Origin of the sequence: Psychromarinibacter sp. S121 (assembly GCF_049801035.1) — a bacterium.
GTDB lineage: Bacteria > Pseudomonadota > Alphaproteobacteria > Rhodobacterales > Rhodobacteraceae > Psychromarinibacter.
This window is the reverse complement of record NZ_JBNAGE010000007.1, coordinates 18,540-33,910: the sequence shown is the minus strand read 5'-3', so window position 1 is coordinate 33,910 and position 15,371 is coordinate 18,540. Positions and strand designations below refer to the sequence as shown.

16 protein-coding genes are annotated in these 15,371 nt (G+C 61.1%); 8 read left to right on the top strand and 8 right to left on the bottom strand.

Features of this window, described 5'->3' with window-relative positions:
* Window positions 1-3: 3 nt before the first annotated feature.
* The 5 genes from ACP156_RS23290 (at window position 4) to ACP156_RS23270 (ending at window position 4,770) form a co-directional block, all read left to right on the top strand.
* Window positions 4-1,035 (top strand): DUF7146 domain-containing protein, encoded by a 1,032-nt coding sequence (locus ACP156_RS23290; RefSeq protein WP_425053752.1) that lies wholly within the window; start codon window positions 4-6, stop codon window positions 1,033-1,035.
* 400 nt (window positions 1,036-1,435) lie between these two features.
* A complete protein-coding gene (locus ACP156_RS23285) occupies window positions 1,436-2,368 on the top strand; it encodes a DUF2493 domain-containing protein (RefSeq protein ID WP_425053751.1) in 933 nt (310 codons plus the stop codon).
* Between the two features lie 83 nt (window positions 2,369-2,451).
* The gene (locus ACP156_RS23280; RefSeq protein ID WP_425053750.1) at window positions 2,452-2,724 is read left to right on the top strand and encodes a WGR domain-containing protein; all 273 of its coding nucleotides are present in this window, start codon (window positions 2,452-2,454) and stop codon (window positions 2,722-2,724) included.
* Between the two features lie 187 nt (window positions 2,725-2,911).
* Entirely contained in the window at window positions 2,912-4,087 is a 1,176-nt protein-coding gene (locus ACP156_RS23275; RefSeq protein WP_072704046.1) for a nucleoside triphosphate pyrophosphohydrolase family protein, read from the top strand.
* Window positions 4,084-4,770 (top strand): uracil-DNA glycosylase family protein, encoded by a 687-nt coding sequence (locus ACP156_RS23270; RefSeq protein WP_425053749.1) that lies wholly within the window; start codon window positions 4,084-4,086, stop codon window positions 4,768-4,770. The genes ACP156_RS23275 and ACP156_RS23270 overlap by 4 nt, the downstream gene beginning before the upstream one ends.
* Here ACP156_RS23270 and ACP156_RS23265 read toward each other — a convergent pair.
* The 8 genes from ACP156_RS23265 to ACP156_RS23230 form a co-directional block, all read right to left on the bottom strand.
* Window positions 4,767-5,543 (bottom strand): hypothetical protein, encoded by a 777-nt coding sequence (locus ACP156_RS23265; RefSeq protein ID WP_245888634.1) that lies wholly within the window; start codon window positions 5,541-5,543, stop codon window positions 4,767-4,769. The genes ACP156_RS23270 and ACP156_RS23265 overlap by 4 nt on opposite strands.
* Complete coding sequence (locus tag ACP156_RS23260; protein ID WP_425053748.1) at window positions 5,515-6,198, bottom strand: C1 family peptidase; 684 nt, start codon at window positions 6,196-6,198, stop codon at window positions 5,515-5,517. Before ACP156_RS23260 ends, ACP156_RS23265 begins: the two co-directional genes overlap by 29 nt.
* Window positions 6,199-7,212, bottom strand: a complete 1,014-nt coding sequence (locus ACP156_RS23255; protein ID WP_245888632.1) for an ImmA/IrrE family metallo-endopeptidase — start codon at window positions 7,210-7,212, stop codon at window positions 6,199-6,201.
* A gap of 3 nt (window positions 7,213-7,215) precedes the next feature.
* Entirely contained in the window at window positions 7,216-7,590 is a 375-nt protein-coding gene (locus ACP156_RS23250) for a helix-turn-helix domain-containing protein (RefSeq protein WP_007803310.1), read from the bottom strand.
* The gene (locus tag ACP156_RS23245; RefSeq protein ID WP_007803312.1) at window positions 7,587-7,913 is read right to left on the bottom strand and encodes a hypothetical protein; all 327 of its coding nucleotides are present in this window, start codon (window positions 7,911-7,913) and stop codon (window positions 7,587-7,589) included. Before ACP156_RS23245 ends, ACP156_RS23250 begins: the two co-directional genes overlap by 4 nt.
* A gap of 350 nt (window positions 7,914-8,263) precedes the next feature.
* Window positions 8,264-8,434, bottom strand: coding sequence for a hypothetical protein (locus ACP156_RS23240; RefSeq protein WP_425053747.1), 171 nt, complete (start codon window positions 8,432-8,434; stop codon window positions 8,264-8,266).
* A 170-nt stretch (window positions 8,435-8,604) separates the two neighbouring features.
* On the bottom strand, window positions 8,605-9,255 hold the full coding sequence (locus ACP156_RS23235) for a hypothetical protein (RefSeq protein ID WP_425053746.1): 651 nt from the start codon (window positions 9,253-9,255) through the stop codon (window positions 8,605-8,607).
* Window positions 9,256-9,259: 4 nt separating this feature from the next.
* On the bottom strand, window positions 9,260-9,979 hold the full coding sequence (locus ACP156_RS23230; protein ID WP_425053745.1) for a ParA family protein: 720 nt from the start codon (window positions 9,977-9,979) through the stop codon (window positions 9,260-9,262).
* A gap of 489 nt (window positions 9,980-10,468) precedes the next feature.
* Between ACP156_RS23230 and ACP156_RS23225 the strand changes: the two genes are divergently transcribed.
* From ACP156_RS23225 to ACP156_RS23215, 3 genes are read left to right on the top strand one after another with little or no spacing between them, the layout of a single operon-like run.
* On the top strand, window positions 10,469-11,056 hold the full coding sequence (locus tag ACP156_RS23225) for a helix-turn-helix domain-containing protein (RefSeq protein ID WP_425053744.1): 588 nt from the start codon (window positions 10,469-10,471) through the stop codon (window positions 11,054-11,056).
* A complete protein-coding gene (locus tag ACP156_RS23220; RefSeq protein ID WP_425053743.1) occupies window positions 11,043-13,391 on the top strand; it encodes a relaxase/mobilization nuclease domain-containing protein in 2,349 nt (782 codons plus the stop codon). The genes ACP156_RS23225 and ACP156_RS23220 overlap by 14 nt, the downstream gene beginning before the upstream one ends.
* Window positions 13,384-15,351, top strand: coding sequence for a type IV secretory system conjugative DNA transfer family protein (locus ACP156_RS23215; protein ID WP_425053742.1), 1,968 nt, complete (start codon window positions 13,384-13,386; stop codon window positions 15,349-15,351). The genes ACP156_RS23220 and ACP156_RS23215 overlap by 8 nt, the downstream gene beginning before the upstream one ends.
* Window positions 15,352-15,371 lie beyond the last annotated feature (20 nt).

Sequence of the window (15,371 nt, the reverse complement as noted above, 5' to 3'; positions counted from 1 at the left end):
CCCATGTATTCCAAGACCGAAGACCTCGTGCGCGATCTGGCAGAAAATGCCGAAGGCGTCTGTCGTGCCTACCTTCCCGCCGGACGGCGGGAAGGATCCTACTGGATCGTGGGCGATCTGCAGAACAATGCCGGTCGGTCGCTCTTCGTGCGGCTGACCGGGCCTGCGTCGGGGCCGGGGGCAGCGGGCAAGTTTACGGATGGGGCCACAGGCGAACATGGCGATCTCCTGGACATCATCCGCGCCAGGACGGGGATTACGCGCTTCCCCGACCTTCTGGCCGAGGCGCGCGCACATCTTGGCCGTCCGCAGCCGGTCGTCCCGGATAGGCAAGAGCCGAGGAAGGCCAAGGCGCCCGGTGGGACACCAGCAGCGGCGGCGCGCTTGTTTGCTGCCTCGAACCCGATCACAGGCACGCTTGCCGAGACCTACCTCCGTTCCCGGGGCATCACCCAATTCGGGGCGAACGGTGCTTTACGCTGCCACCCGAAGTGCTGGCATCGGGAAGAGGGGCAGACTCGGAATATCCCCAGACCGGCGATGATCGCGGCGGTTACCGATGGGACAGGGGCCCTGCAGGGCGTGCATCGCACTTGGCTTGCGCTTGATGGAAAAGGCAAAGCAGATGTCGATCCGCAGCGTCGGGCTATGGGTCACCTCCTCGGCAATGCTGTCAGGCTCACCCCGCAGGACGACATCCTCGTCATCGGCGAAGGCATCGAGACCATGCTGTCCCTGTCCGAGGCGGCCCCGGGCCTTCCCGTCTGGGCGGCGCTCTCGTCCGGTCACCTCGGGGCCGTGCGCCTGCCGGAAGGGTTGCAGCGCCTTTACGTCGCGATCGATCGCGATCCGGCCGGGCAGCGCGCGGCAGAGAAGTTGAGCGCCAGAACCTCCGAGGTCGGGGTCCCTGTGCGGCTGCTGGAACCGCGGCTCGGGGATTTCAACGATGATCTTCGGGCGAACGGCAAGGACGCGCTGCGCCAGCATCTGGCAGGTCAGATCGGGCCAGAGGATCGGCATCGCCTGCCCAGCTGAGCTGCATCGCGCAGGGGGGTCTGGGGTGCGGGGCAGGGGGCAGCATCCCAGTCGTGGCTCTGGATCGTCGTCCTCACCCCATCCCAGGCCTTGCGCATCCACCCGTCACCCGAGCGGCCTTCAAGAGATGGGCAGGCCGTCAAAGCGGTTGCCCCTGCAAGGTCGGCAGGGAACCTATTTCCGCCGGCGGCGAGACCACCCCACGCGACAGGTCGCGTGGGGACCCCGATCTGCCGCCTTTGCATCGCGAGACAAATAGCTTCCCTGCCGACCTCCTCCACGCTGTTCCGGCCCCGGTGAAGCCGGGGTGAAGGGGCAACCGCCCCGACGGCTCGGGTCTGCCCATGAAGGCCGCGCGGGCTGACGCGCGGACACGGCAAACCCCGGAGGCAAGAAACCGATGGCGATCCACACCCACGACGACGCGTATGAACCTGCCCACACCGCATCCCAGACCGCCCATGCACTCGACGAGCTGCAGCTCTATGGCTACCGCCCCTTCGACGAGCCCGATCCGCGCCCGATGCCCGATGGGCAACGCCTCGCGGTCGCCGTCGCCGACATCTTCGATGCCCTCGTTGCGACCCTGGAAGACACCCGCATGGAACCCGATCTCGAAGAAGTGCTCTGGGGCCAGGTCAACCTCTTCCACCGCGCCACGGCCCGGATCGAACGGTCGCTCGATGAGAACGAACAGGCGCAGCGCCGCCTCCAGCGCGAGCAGGACGGCTCCGAGGTGAAATCGGTCGAACTCGAGCGCCTGACGGCCGAAGGCCTGACCCTCGTCGAACGGCGCAACTGCATGGACATGATGCGCGATCACGCCGCCACCGAGTTTGTTCAGCACACGGGATCCACCTGGCGACCCCGCACCGGCTCGATGGTGAACCGCCAGCACATGACCGCCGCCCTGATCGACAGCCGCGATTTCCTGGCCGCCAAGCGCCGCGCGGAGACCGAGGTGATGCTTCCCGCCGGCCCCAAAGTCGCTCTCACCGGCGGGACCGACTTCAACGATCACCGCCTGATCTGGGGCAAGCTCGACCAGGTCCGGACCAAGTATCCCGACATGGTCCTTCTGCACGGTGGCAGCCCCAAAGGCGCAGAACTCATCGCCGCCAAATGGGCAGAGTCTCGGGGCGTGACGCAGGTCGCCTTCAAGCCTGACTGGACCAAGCACGCCAAGGCCGCGCCCTTCAAACGAAACGATGCGATGCTGGATGTGCTCCCGGTCGGGGTCCTCGTCTTCCCCGGGACCGGTATCCAGGAAAACCTCGCCGACAAGGCCAAGAAGCTCGGCATCCCGGTCATGAAGTTCGAGAAGGGGGCGTGAGCCCCCTTTCCCTTTTGGGAGAGAACATTGTGGAAACACGAACATACACTTGGTATTGTTATCGCAGACAAGGTGACCGCAAGATGTTCGATGAATCGCAGCAAATGGAGGTGTTTCCGACGGCGGTCGATCTCAGGCGGATCGACCCGTTTCTCAACATGCGGCGCTTCTACAGGATGAGCGTTCAGCCGGACCTCTTCGGCGGCGTGAGCCTGGTGCGGGAATGGGGTCGGATCGGCTACCGTGGCCAGATGCTGGTCGAGCAACACGATGACGAGGGCAGGGCGGTGAACGCGCTGATGAAGCTGTCGGCGACGAAGAAGCGGCGGGGGTACCAGTCGTCATCCAAGATATGATCCGCGCACCAGAAGACCGCTTTATGATTGCTCCAGCCCTAGCCGTTCGGTGTGCCTAGCTTCGGTTCCTGGAAAGTCCCGTGAGCGCAAAGTCACTTTTTCTTGCCGGACTGACCGCAATCGATTCAAATGACAGATACAAGATATAGGTAGCCTCGCATTCAGCTATCACACATTTGGAGGACGGATGTCAGACGATTTCATTCCATTGTCAGTGCAGGAATTCTCAGCGGATGCGCTTGCGACGGACCTTCGGCGGGACGCAGATTCCCTCAACTTCCCTTTGCTTGGCCTCTTTGGAGAGGTCGGGAGCCTTCTCTCTGAAGTGAAGAAGAAGCAGAGAGACCCGATCTCCTATCGCGCCTACGCGGCTGCGGTTACAGAAGAACTCGGCGACGTACTTTGGTACTTCAACCTGGTTGCTGCTAGGGCAGAAATCTCGTTCGCCGATATTGTCACCAACCTTGCCAGCGATAGCGAGAACTGGCTATCCGCAACCGGAGAGCCGCTCACCTTTGAGGCTTTGCAGCCGTCTGTACTGACCGCTGGACAGTCACCGTCACCGGCCTTTGAAGCAACCCTCATCGAGTTGGCGGCTGCAACCGGGCTTCTTATGGCCGATCAATCGAACAACGAGCTCCAAAGGGATCGCCGACGTCTCGGACCCCGACTTGTCGCGATTCTCGAGATACTCATTCGCGCGGCCAATGAAGCGGGCGTCACACTGGAAGCTGCGGCCATCAAGAATCGAGCGAAGACGACAGACCGATGGCCCATCCAGAAGGCATACCCGCCCTTCTTCGATGCGGACTTGCCCCCGGAAGAACAGCTGCCCAGGAACCTCAAGATCAACATCTTTGAACGGGAGGTTGGTGGCAAACGCTACGTCTTCCAGACCTGCAACGGCCTCAACATCGGGGATCGACTGACGGACAACGCCATGACACCGGATGACTACAGGTTCCATGATGTCTTCCATTATGCCTACGTCGCTATCCTTGGCTGGTCGCCAGTCACTCGTTCCCTTTTTCGGTTGAAACGCAAGAGTCGGCCAAAGATCGACGAGGCCCAAGACGGAGCCCGCGCCGCATTGATCGAGGAGGGGATCGCGACCTGGATTTTCGGACAGGCCATGGAGATGGATTTCTTTCAAGACCTGAAGGCCGGGGAGTTGCCGTTCGACCTATTGAAGCAGGTCAGACAGTTCGTTCGCGGCTACGAAGCCGAGAACTGTCCGACCTGGCTGTGGGAAGAGGCCATCCTGCAAGGATACGCAGCATTTCGCTATCTGCGCGAACATCGCCGTGGAACTGTTATCCTAGATGCCGTAGAGCGGCGGCTAAACATCGAGCCGTTGACATGAACACTCCAGAATCCTTTGTCGAAGAACTTGCCGCTGTAGATTTGGTGAACACCTTTAATCCGTACAGCGACATCTGCCCAATTCACGATACCGTCGATGCTGCACGCGCTCGACGCGAGAACCTGAAGCGGTGTCTTGAGGCCGCGATGAATGCCCGTGCTGATACTATCTGGATAGCAAGGGACCTCGGGTACCGGGGGGGACGGCGTACCGGAGTACCCTTGACCGACGAAGCACATCTCACGGAAGCTGAACATCTGTTTGGCGGAATAACCCTTGCTCGGGCTACGACAGGACCGGCACTTGCCGAACGTACGGCGACAGTCACTTGGCAGCTTCTTTCGTCAATTGGCAGGCCAGTAATGCTGTGGAATGTGTTTCCGCTTCACCCGCACGCGCCAGATGATCCCATGACCAACCGCTCACATCGCAAAATGGAGCGTTCGGCGACTTGGCCATTTCTGTTGGCACTCCTGGAGATGCTTCAACCTAAACGCTTGGTGGCAATTGGGCGTGATGCGGGAGAAGCTCTAGCAGATTTGGACCTTCCTGTCTCTCAGGTCCGCCATCCGAGCTATGGTGGGCAAAGCGAGTTCATTGCTGGCATCGAGGCAATATACAATCTCTCAAGTTCGGCCCGGCGACCGGAAACGGCAACTCTGCCTTTCGCTGAGTTTGCCTAGGTATTGGCTTCAGACAGACTATCAATCTCGTCGAGGAGTGCTCGAAGCTCGCCGCGTGTTGTAGTCCCCCCGCAGGCTGATCGTGGCAGGTCGATTGTCGCATGTGACGACAGCACGGTAAGGGAGCCAATCTTGAGTCCGGCTTCAGTGGCCACAAACGACATCAACTGGCCGAGACCAATCAAGTTTCCGAGTAGCTTTTCGACATAGTAGTGGTTCCGGTAGATCGCTGTGAGTGTGAGCGTCTCCGGATTCCCTGCCAACAGTTTGAAGCTGAGAAAACTGAGGCACTGTCCGCCGTAAGGTGAACGATCAACGTCGCGAGCAGGATCGAAAAGAGCAAGCTCAAATTTGTTCCTTGCCCTGACCGCGGGGTCCCTCATACGCGTGACGACGTCCCAAAGCGGATTGCCGGCCGGGGCGCCGGGCCAATCGACCATCCGCTCGAAATAGTATCCTGACCATCTTTCGTTGCGTCGTACCGTAGGCAGAACTCGGTCGCGAAACCGGTTGAAGAATTCCGGGGCACCATATCTATGATAGAGTGCCTCAGGAAAGATCGTGTTGGCGATGGTCCGGACGGATTTGTCGTGCCGGAGCAAGAATTCATTGACGGCATTGACGCTCGCGTCGCTCAACTTTGCCCCGGCGGTCGGGTCATCGACTGACATCAGGACGTTGTGCGCCTCGTGTCCGGGTTCGCTATCAACGCAACGAACCGCTTCGCGCCAAGTTCTTACACAATCAGGCTGTGGCGGAATGGCCAGATACATCACATTCGTCCGTCAATATTGCCAAGGCATACATGTGCTTAGCCAGAAAATCCTCAGTTAGCCAAGCATACCCGCTCAAACCCCAGGTCGGTCCCCAGCTATTTCGCACCAGAATGACACGTTTCGTCGCCGCTTTCCCATAGCCGACCGCGATAACAGCATGTCGCGGCGTTGGAAAAACCTCGTCACCGGTGATTTGGTCGATGACTCCATCCGATGGCGGATTAAAGAAACTTCTCGTCAGGACTGAAAGAACAATAGCAGGGACGTTGGAATCCAACGCATCGCAAACTCGATCGACTTCGTGGCTGGTCTTCTGACTTTCGCGCCCAAATAAACTTCCGACGGATGATGGGGGGCGATAGTGCCTCAGGTCCGTGGGCAAACGCGGAATGTACGGCCATCCACTTTCCGATGGCTGGCCGGTATCGCGAAGCGCGGCCAGCATGTCGTCGAGAAATGCTCCCTTATATGGAGAGCGCCCGGTACGTTTTTGTGCGTGGTAGAAGGCGAACTCACATGACAGAGGATCCCAGCCGCTCCGCAATGCAGCATGGGCGTCGCTGGCAGCAAACGCCAAGCAAGTTGGTCGCGCACCTTGATCCCTGGCGGGGCCAAACTTCGCCCGTAAATCTACGTCTATCGTTACAGTCACTCAAGCGGCCTCCAGTAGTCTTCGCCGCTCAGCACGTGAAAGGCCTTCACCTTCGGGGCCTGTCAGGTCGAGGTCCAACTCGAGTCTGGAGTAACTCTGATTGTGATCCCAGGGCCGTGTTTCATCCAACACAAGGCGACCTCGGTACTCTTCCGGAGGCCTTGCTGTGACGCGCCGTATTCCAGGATCACCGACGCTATCTGTTTCGAGCGCTTCGATTTCATTACTGACGATGGCGAATCCGCTCTCCTGCAATTGATGGATGTTCCAGAGATATCCTCCGTTGCTGTGCTCGGTGAGCTTGAGAACGAATAGATCGTTACGACTGCCATCAATCAGCGCACCAGCGTCGCGTTCGGTAAGTAGCCATACATCGCCACGATAGTTTGTCGGTCGATGATCAGCGAGAAGCGCTTCTTTCAACGCCTTTGGCTTTGTCTGCAAAAGCTCGCGGGCCTGCTTCGCAGCAATCATCCTGTACCGAACTAGGGTCCAGCACAACGCCTCGTAGCTCACCCCAAGTCGCAGACTGAACTGGTAAATCACGTTTGCGCGTCGAAAGTCTGGCACAGTCCAATTCTGCCGCCTCATGTGTAGGGCCAGCAGCCATTTGGGCATGAGAAACGCGACTGCGAAAGCGTCGGCTTCGACTTCTTGATAGTCGTGGCCCGGATCGAAATTGGCTGGCATTCGACGGAGGATACTCGCTTCATCGTCGAGGCTGGGCTGATGGTTCAGAAGACAATGGCCCAGCTCATGTGCGGCCGTAAATCGCTGGATACTCATGGGGCGCTGAGTGGTGACGAGAATCCCTTGCGATGGGACATTAAGATATGCTCCGAGCAATCCGTCGAGCGGCCGGAGGAGCAAAGGCACGTCAAGTTCATTGATGAGAGCAAAAACGTTGACTGAACCGCCTGAAGTTTCGAGCCGCTCTCGCACGCCTAGTTGCCGGTGTGCTCGAGCCGCCGCAGCTGCTCCGCCGCGAACTGCCTGCGAATAATTGGAAACCACTGGCTACTCCTGGGTTGCGGCCGAGCGGGCGCGCAAGTACTCGGCAAAACGCCCCAGTTCATCCCGGTCTTGCCGAGACAAGTCTGCGGCTTGTCGTGCAAGGTGCGCTACATCTACCGGCAAACTCCCAGCTGCATCGTCTTCTCCGATGAAATACGCGACCGGTTGTCGATACAGCTTCGCGAGCCGGTTCAACTCCAGTGCCTCGACACGGCGGTTTCCTGCCTCGATCTCTGACAACGCGGTTCGCTGGATCTTGAGGTACTGGGCCACCTCGTCTTGTTTAAGACCCAAATACCGACGAGCTTCCCGCAGCCGCTCCCCCATCTCCTGCCGAGCTTCTTGGTCATCGTCGTTCGTCCGCTTCGCGACGCTCATGCTGACACTCCATTCTTCTTTTTCCACTGCTGTTCCAGCCGCGGGATTAGGTGATCCAAAGCGTCTTGCACCGAGTTGTATCCGCCAGTGCGTACCGTCGCATCCGCCGGCGTAAAGCCAAGCACTGGTTCGACAGCGCACAGGAGCTCCACAACTACAAGAGAATCCATCGGTACAGGTGCGACTGCCGCAACCCCAGATGATGCTGGCAGTACAATTCCGTGCATGCTGGCTTCAGCCTCCGCCGCGAGCATGAGCTCGTCACGAAGCACAAGTTCCAGATCCTGCTTCGGAAACAGTTTCGTCTTGGTGGTCGTTTGCATCGTCCATGTCCGAATAGCTGTCTTGCGCTCAATATAATGTTGGAAAATCCAACATGCAAGGCCGTTCACCAGTCGCTTTCGGGCAGGCTAGAGTCGCCCCGAGCTTTTCCGGGATGCGACCAAAGGGGCATCTGTGCTGCGGAAACAAAGATTTCCCGGACAAGCGCCGGTTGTGACGAAGTGTATCGGGCGCGTTCCCAAACCCACCAACGTGAGCTCAAGTCTTGGGTCATGTTACATAAAACGGATTATCGGAGTTTTGGCAAAGCACGGAAATCAAATGAGAAAGCGGCCCTTCCCCGGCTTTTCCCGAGGATGCAACCAGCGAGCCGCTGCTCCGTTGATCGAGCCTACGCCGCCGCCTTGATAGGTTCGTACAGCACGCCCTGCACCTCGCCATCGAACCAGGCGGGCTGTAGGTCGCCGTTGTCCCATTCGTAGAGGTAGCCGACCAGTTCGCCGGAGGTCTTGGAGAGGATCCGCATGATGGGTGTGCCGGTCAAACGCGGGGCTTGGGACATTCTGCTCTCCTATGAACTCGTTATGCAAAGCGATTGATCTGTAGCGCCGTCACATTCTTGTCGGGGTCTTAGGAGCGTTATGCTGCACCTGCAACATACAATTTGCGGTTGATAGGCGCTTCGGGAGGATTCTCGCCGCAGAACGGCAAAAAATCGCGCGAATTCAGGGCCTAATCCTCGACCAATGTCTCGGTCGCGGCGTCCCCGGGAGGCGAATCTTCGCTCTGCGCCGCAGCGTCAGCCAGATCGGCAAGAATCCTGTCGATCTCTTGCCAGACCAGCGGCTCGAGCTGGCCGCGGATCAGCGACCACTTGCTGCAGACGTCGAGCGGGTCCTCGGTGGCCATGATCGCGGTCAGGGCCTCCTCATCCGCGGCCACGGTCGTTCGCATCCGCCATGAGGACGGTTTCGCAGCCCGGTCGCTGCTCGGCGGAACGAACTGCGGTTCCAGCTGCCAGTGCTTTGTCGCGCGCCTCAGCGCAGCCCGGACGACATGGGCCGGATTGATGCCACAGGCGTTCAGGTCGGCTGCCTGGCGCTCCAGAGCGGTCACCCGCACATCCACCTTCCGGGTCCGCGCGGATTGAGGCTGCGCAACACCTGGCGAAGGATCCACGACTCCAGGGACCGCTTCGGCATGGGGCGCCGGTGGCCGTTCGGGCGTCATCTGTTCTGCCCCCTCGCCTGCCCGCGTCGTCCCAACCCCTTCAGGGTCGGGCCTCGTGACCTCCTGGCGTTGCGGTTCGACAGGCGCTGAGACCTTCAGACCTGCGGCATAGCCGGGGTCCGGGCGCGTGATCGTGGGGATCTTCTTGCGCATCGCGTCAGGCCGCGAGGACGTTGTTGAGAATGTCGGTCGCTTCCTCCAGCGCCTCGACCATATGGCGGACATGGGGACGCATCAGTGGGTTCGGATCGGTCTGCTTCTGCAGCGCGATGGCATGCAAGAGCCCCTTCTCGTCCATCTCCTTGTAGGCGTTCCGACGCAGCATCACGGTCTCAACGAGCGGGAACATCCCGATGGCGTTTTCGATCAGCGCCGCATCCGCCTTGGTGGTCTTCGGGTCGACCATGTTCAGGACAACATGATGCCGGGGCAGCGCGGAAGCGTCGTCGACGCGCGCGGCGAGCTGCCGGAACCAGCCAACCGTCTGGCCGCCGACGTCGAAATCCGAGGTCGAGAGCATGACCGGGGTGACGATGTGATCGGCGAGCACCGCGATCTCGTCGGACCATTCGGCCCCTACCCCGGCGGTGTCGATGAAGACGAAATCCGCCGAACCGTCCAGGTAGACTTGCTCGATCATCCGGTCGACGTCGCCGACGCTCTCTGCCACCGATGAGCGTAGTTGCGGTGAGCCATACCCTGCCCCTTCGGCGCGCGCGTGCCAGGACGACAGCACGCCGGTGCTGTCGGTATCGATGAGCATCACCCGGCGCCCGGCGGCGACGGCGGCGCTGATCAAGGCGCGGGAGAGCGTTGTCTTGCCACTCCCCCCCTTCCGGGCCATCGCGGCGATCACCACGAGGTTGTCGTTGGGCATCTGAGCATCTCCGGCAAAAATAGTGAAACGTCGCAAAACGATTGCTACGTCGGTATCCCGATCAATTGTGGACGTCAAGCATTGTGCGGGCTGCGCGAGACATAGGGCAGTCGGCGTGGCGCACTCTCCGGGGCGCGGATCGCACGCAGTAGCCGACACGGGACGCGGTCCGTGCAGCAGGGTGCGTAGCGCGCTTGGCGTGCGACGCGGCGCACGCGACTTGAGACGGGTGCCAGACGCCGGACCGCATCCCGCAGAAGGCGGCACGCAGAAGACGGGATACGGGCCGCGGAACGCGGAAGACGGGGCGCGAAGCGCATCTCGCGGGCTGCAGAAGGCAGCACGCGGGATGCACTCCGCAGAGAACGTCAAATCGCCCCTGCGTGGCGATTTTCTACATTGAGTACAATCCCTTATGGCCAACGCCACTTGCGTTGGGAGTCGGCGGGCTTGTACGAAGTTGGCAAGAAATAGGAACGTATACTTCACATGCCCAAAGCCCGACGCCTGACCGACGAGGAGCGCTCGAAGATCGTCCGAGAGCGGGCGAAGGGCGTTCCTGCGAGCGATCTAGCTGAGCGCTTTGGCGTGAGCCAGAAGACGATCTACAACGTCCTCAGTCACGGCCGTTCGGTGAAGTCGGCGAACGGAAGCCGGTCTCGCGTTCTGACAATGCGCGTGTCAGAGGCCGACTTGCGCCGGTTCGATGCCGCCCTGTCGCGGCGCGGGATCGCGCATCGCTCGGATGCCATGCGCCGCCTGATGCTGGCGGCCGAAGGTGTCTTCCTGCCCGACGACGAGATGTGCGACGAGCTGAGGAACCTCGGCGCCGCGCTCAACCGGGTCGGCAACAACGTGAACCAGATCGCGCGACGTCTGAACGAGGCCAAGGTGCGGGGCGAAAGACTGTCCTACCCGGCCTCAAGTCACCGTGACGTCCGCGCCCTTGCGGGTCTGGTCTTCGATCTGGCCGACCAGGTCCAAGAGATGTCGCGTGCGCGGCGCAGCGTGCTGGACCTTGAGATCAGCTCTGCCCTGACGGGCCTCGCCGCGAGGGATGCGAATGGTGCGGAGTGACCGGGTCCGGGGCATCGACCCGGCGCTCTTCGACCGCGGCTGGAGCCGAGTTTCGGGATCCTGGCAGGGGCTTTCAAAGGGCGCGCAGATGGTCCGTGCCGCGCGCGGCTATTCGCCGGCAATCTTCAAGGCTATCTCGAAAGGGGGCTGCCACACTGGGGCGCAGCTGCGGGCTCAGCTCACATATCTCACGACGAAGTCGACCCATATCCTCGACAGCCGCGGTATCCATGACGGGAAGAAGCAACTCTCGGAAGCCGAGATCAACCGAGTGGCGCGGCGGTTCGAGAACCAGTGGAACGAGCGCAACAGCCCCAAGCTTGGCCATACGTCGCATCTGCTGATGGCATTCCCGGTTGGGACCAGTGGTGAAGAGGTGCGCGATATCACCCAGGCCGTCTGCGAGAAGTTCTTCGCCGGTGAGGGCTCGCAATTCGACTATATTGCTGCAATACACCAAGATCGCGCACATCCACATGCGCATATCGTTCTGAACCGCCGCAGCAAGGATGGCGAAATGTTCTTTCTCGGGAAGGATCATCACTTCAACTACGACGCCTTTCGCGAGGCGATGGTCGAGGCGGCCCAAGTTCATGGGATCCGCCTTGAGGCGACGCGTCGTTTGGATCGCGGCGTCACGACCTACCGCGCCGAGATCGATGAAATCTACAAGGCCCGCGACGAAGGCCGTCCCGCTGTCGAGCGCCAGAGAACCGGGGCTGACCTGGCGGCCACGCTGGAAACCGTCCGACAGAATGCCCTGATCTATCGCGGGCTCGCGGCGGAGGCGTCACGCTCGAATTTCGACGACGTGGCCGAAGCTCTCGAGAGGGCCAGCACCATCCTTGCCAGTGGCGGTCAGATTCAATCTGACGGAGCCATCTACATGTCCCAAGACGAAGCAGCGTTCGACACGCTGATCACCGAGTTTTCTCAGAACATTCGCCAGATCGAGGCGGCGATCGACAGGGCTCCGGCGGCCGAGAGGCCGGTGATCGAGCGCAAGCTGACCGACGTTCTGGCCTCGGTCGTGCATTTGAACCCGCTCGGGGATCGCTCCGCCGCCCTGGTCGATGCTCCGTCCCGGGACGGTATCTATGCAAGGTCAAACGCAAGTGAAGATCACCTCGCGCGTCTTGACGATGGAGAGGTGGCACCAAAGTTGGCCAAGGCGTTGCAAGGTACGGGCATCGATGCCGAGGCTGTGGCCGCGCGCCTGCGGGAAGGAGCAGGCAATGCCGCATTGGAACGCCAGTGGCTGGCACAGGATCTGCAGGCGATCGCTAAGGAAAGTGACCTCGATCTGGACAAGCTCGAGGACCGGGAAGACGCGCTCGACCGGCTGGAAGCCGTGCATGTTCGGTTGGGCGATGTCCTGACCGACATGCGCGTCCTGCGCGCGCCAACCGAGGTCGACGAGGTGGATGACGCTGAGGAAGTGATCGGTGAGCGGTTGGCGGAACCTGGGGGTGATCTCGCGCAAGACGGGCCAGACATTTTTGCCCCAGCGGAGCGGCAGGCGTTCAGGGCGCTGGTGGCGCAGTTCCGTCGGACGGATTTCGATCATCCGTTCTCAGACGACCCCTCTGTGCGGCGGGCGGGCGCCGTGGAAGTCGAAGAGGCCCGCGCCGCGTTCGACGCCTACGCGCAGAGATCCCCGCAGCATGCCGAGCTGGCGTCGATGGCCTGGGACCAGATGACCGACAGCCGAAAGCCGCCGCAATACGCGGTATCGGAACAGGACCGCACGCTTCATGCCGGCGACATGGACCTCGCCTTGCGGGATCCTTCGGATCATCTCGGTCCGATCACCGAAGAGCTCCGCACCCTCGCCCGCTATCGCACGGAGATGCCGGATGACGAATTCGGGCAGGCCGTCCAGAACGAAATCAACCACCTTCGTTCGCTCGGCGCGTCGCGTGCCTATATCAGCGAGCGCAGTTTCGAGATCGAGGACCAGGCGCGACAAGACTACGCCGAGCGCCGGTATATGGAAGAGACCGCCCCAAGCGTCATGGCCTTTGTGCGGAACAACGACGTCGGGGGCCCGCTCTCCGAGTCAGAGCAGCAGGAGATAGTCCGCCAGGTCGACGAACAGCTAAGCCCCGACGCAATCGACGCGCTGCGGGCCGGCAACGCAGAAGTCCTCGATAAGTTCACTGAGGATCCGCTGCGCCAGCTGGAACTCGCCAGGACCTATCTTCAAAGCAGCGAGGTCACGGCGCACGGCCCGGCGATGGAGCGCGTTCTCGATGCATTGGCCGAAGAGCAGATCGAGGCGCAGCGCGCGCGCCACGCCGCGGCACATGGTGAGAAGGGGATCACCCATGGATAAAGGCAAGATTGCCCTCGGCGTGTTGAGCCTCGTGCTGGTCGGTCTCGCCATGGGCTATGTCGTGGCGACCGGCTTTGTCATGTTCCGCTATGGGCTTTCACCCACGCGTTTCGACGTCACCCTGCTTGCCCGCGAATATCGGGGTCTGTCTCAGTCTGCTCCGAAAGACTTCCTCTGGGTGAACCTCATCCTTGGCGGCTTCGGCCTGGCATCGCTCATGCTGAGCGTCACGCTTCTGGGGGATGCATTGACCCGCTTCGGGACGACGCATTGGCAGTCTCGCAGCGAGATGAAGAGGAACGGTTTCTTTGCCAAGCCCGGCGGCGGCTTCCTTCTGGGCAAGCTCGGCTCCCCGAAATCCAAGCGCCCGTTCCTTGTCTCAAAAACCTTCCCCCACGCGCTGATCGTGGCGCCGACAGGCCGGGGCAAGGGCGTGGGGTTCGTGATCCCGAACCTGCTGACCTACAAGGGCTCCGCCGTGGTGCTCGACGTGAAAGGCGAGAACTTCCGCGAGACCTCGCGCTTCCGCGCCAGCATGGGGGACAAGGTGTTCCGCTTCGCGCCGACCGACTGGGACCGACCGACACATCGCTACAACCCGCTGGCGCGCATCGCGGCTATGACCAACCCCGACCGGCAGCAGATGGAGCTGAAACTCACCGCCAAGCTCTTTCTCCAGACCGACAACGAAAAGCTAAGCGGCCTTCTCGCAGGCGGCATCGACTTGTTCGTGGCGGCCGGGCTTCTGGCCTTCGAGCGCGGTGTGCCGACCATCGGCGAGATCTACCGCATCACAGCCTCGGGGGGCGACAAGCAGAAGGAATACCTGAAGCGCTCGCAGGAGGTGAAGAACAAGTCGGCCAAACTGATCTTCGAGCGTATGGCATCGACCAACAACGACACCCTCACGTCCTACCTCTCCCTCCTGATGACATCGGGTCTCGACACCTGGGACAACCGCGCCATCGACGCGGCCACCGCGACCTCCGACTTCTCATTCCGGGATATCCGCCGCCGCCCACATGCGATCTATCTGGTGGTCGAATCCGAGATGATCCGCCCGCTGGCTCCGCTGATCCGTCTCTTCTTCTCGGACCTGATCGCCTCGCTGCAGGCACAAGAACCCGGCGATGACGAGCCCTGGCCCGTGATGATCATGCTCGACGAGTTCGACCGGTTGGGGAAAATGCCGATCGTCGCCGAGAGCATCAAGACGCTGCGCTCCTTCGGCGGCAACCTCGCCATCGTGACCCAGACTATCCCCGCGCTGGACGAGATCTATGGTGAGAACACGCGCCGGTCCCTGCAGGGAGGCGCAGGCGTGAAACTCTACCTCACGCCGTCCGAGCAGAAGACCATCGAGGAACTGAGCCAAGCCGTCGGCAAGACCACCAAGCGTGTGGTGACCCGCTCCCGTGCTGTTGGACGCAATCCGTTCGAAGGACGCAGCGTCTCGGAACGAACCGAGGATACACCACTCCTCACCGAGGACGAAGCCCGGCGCATGGACCTCGACGAGGTCATCCTCGTGATCGATGCGCAAATGCCGATCCGCGCGAGAAGGGTGAAGTATTTCGAGGACCCGGCACTGAAGGTGCTGCACGCGAGCCAGTCGGGGAGTTTCCCGTATCCTGACGAGGACGGCCTGCGGCGGGATCGGCAGATGTCTGAAACGCGGGAGACGGTAGAAAAGCTGAAGCAGGAGCTGCAGGAAGTGCGGGCAGAGAAAGCCGCGGAGGTAACAGGCCCGACCGCGCCGAAGCCGTCGAATGACATTTCGAGAACCGGTCCTGGCATTGCAGCGATGGCCCGCGGCCGCGCGGCTCGTATCGCTGCGAGCGGCGGCGGCCAAGGTCAGCTTTCACTTAACGTCGATGCATTGGGTATCACAGGACAAGACCGAACGGCACTGGCTTCAGCAGTTCAGACGACAAGGGCCATCATCTCTGAGCATGGGTGAGCAAAAGGTATCAAGGGCCT

What these genes read in the sequence shown, in the direction of transcription:
- ACP156_RS23290 (WP_425053752.1), top strand. Translation starts at nt 4, where the DNA reads ATGTATTCCAAGACCGAAGACCTCGTGCGCGATCTGGCAGAAAATGCC.
- ACP156_RS23285 (WP_425053751.1), top strand. Translation starts at nt 1,436, where the DNA reads ATGGCGATCCACACCCACGACGACGCGTATGAACCTGCCCACACCGCA.
- ACP156_RS23280 (WP_425053750.1), top strand. Translation starts at nt 2,452, where the DNA reads ATGTTCGATGAATCGCAGCAAATGGAGGTGTTTCCGACGGCGGTCGAT.
- ACP156_RS23275 (WP_072704046.1), top strand. Translation starts at nt 2,912, where the DNA reads ATGTCAGACGATTTCATTCCATTGTCAGTGCAGGAATTCTCAGCGGAT.
- ACP156_RS23270 (WP_425053749.1), top strand. Translation starts at nt 4,084, where the DNA reads ATGAACACTCCAGAATCCTTTGTCGAAGAACTTGCCGCTGTAGATTTG.
- ACP156_RS23265 (WP_245888634.1), bottom strand. Translation starts at nt 5,543, where the DNA reads ATGTATCTGGCCATTCCGCCACAGCCTGATTGTGTAAGAACTTGGCGC.
- ACP156_RS23250 (WP_007803310.1), bottom strand. Translation starts at nt 7,590, where the DNA reads ATGAGCGTCGCGAAGCGGACGAACGACGATGACCAAGAAGCTCGGCAG.
- ACP156_RS23245 (WP_007803312.1), bottom strand. Translation starts at nt 7,913, where the DNA reads ATGCAAACGACCACCAAGACGAAACTGTTTCCGAAGCAGGATCTGGAA.
- ACP156_RS23240 (WP_425053747.1), bottom strand. Translation starts at nt 8,434, where the DNA reads ATGTCCCAAGCCCCGCGTTTGACCGGCACACCCATCATGCGGATCCTC.
- ACP156_RS23235 (WP_425053746.1), bottom strand. Translation starts at nt 9,255, where the DNA reads ATGCGCAAGAAGATCCCCACGATCACGCGCCCGGACCCCGGCTATGCC.
- ACP156_RS23230 (WP_425053745.1), bottom strand. Translation starts at nt 9,979, where the DNA reads ATGCCCAACGACAACCTCGTGGTGATCGCCGCGATGGCCCGGAAGGGG.
- ACP156_RS23225 (WP_425053744.1), top strand. Translation starts at nt 10,469, where the DNA reads ATGCCCAAAGCCCGACGCCTGACCGACGAGGAGCGCTCGAAGATCGTC.
- ACP156_RS23220 (WP_425053743.1), top strand. Translation starts at nt 11,043, where the DNA reads ATGGTGCGGAGTGACCGGGTCCGGGGCATCGACCCGGCGCTCTTCGAC.
- ACP156_RS23215 (WP_425053742.1), top strand. Translation starts at nt 13,384, where the DNA reads ATGGATAAAGGCAAGATTGCCCTCGGCGTGTTGAGCCTCGTGCTGGTC.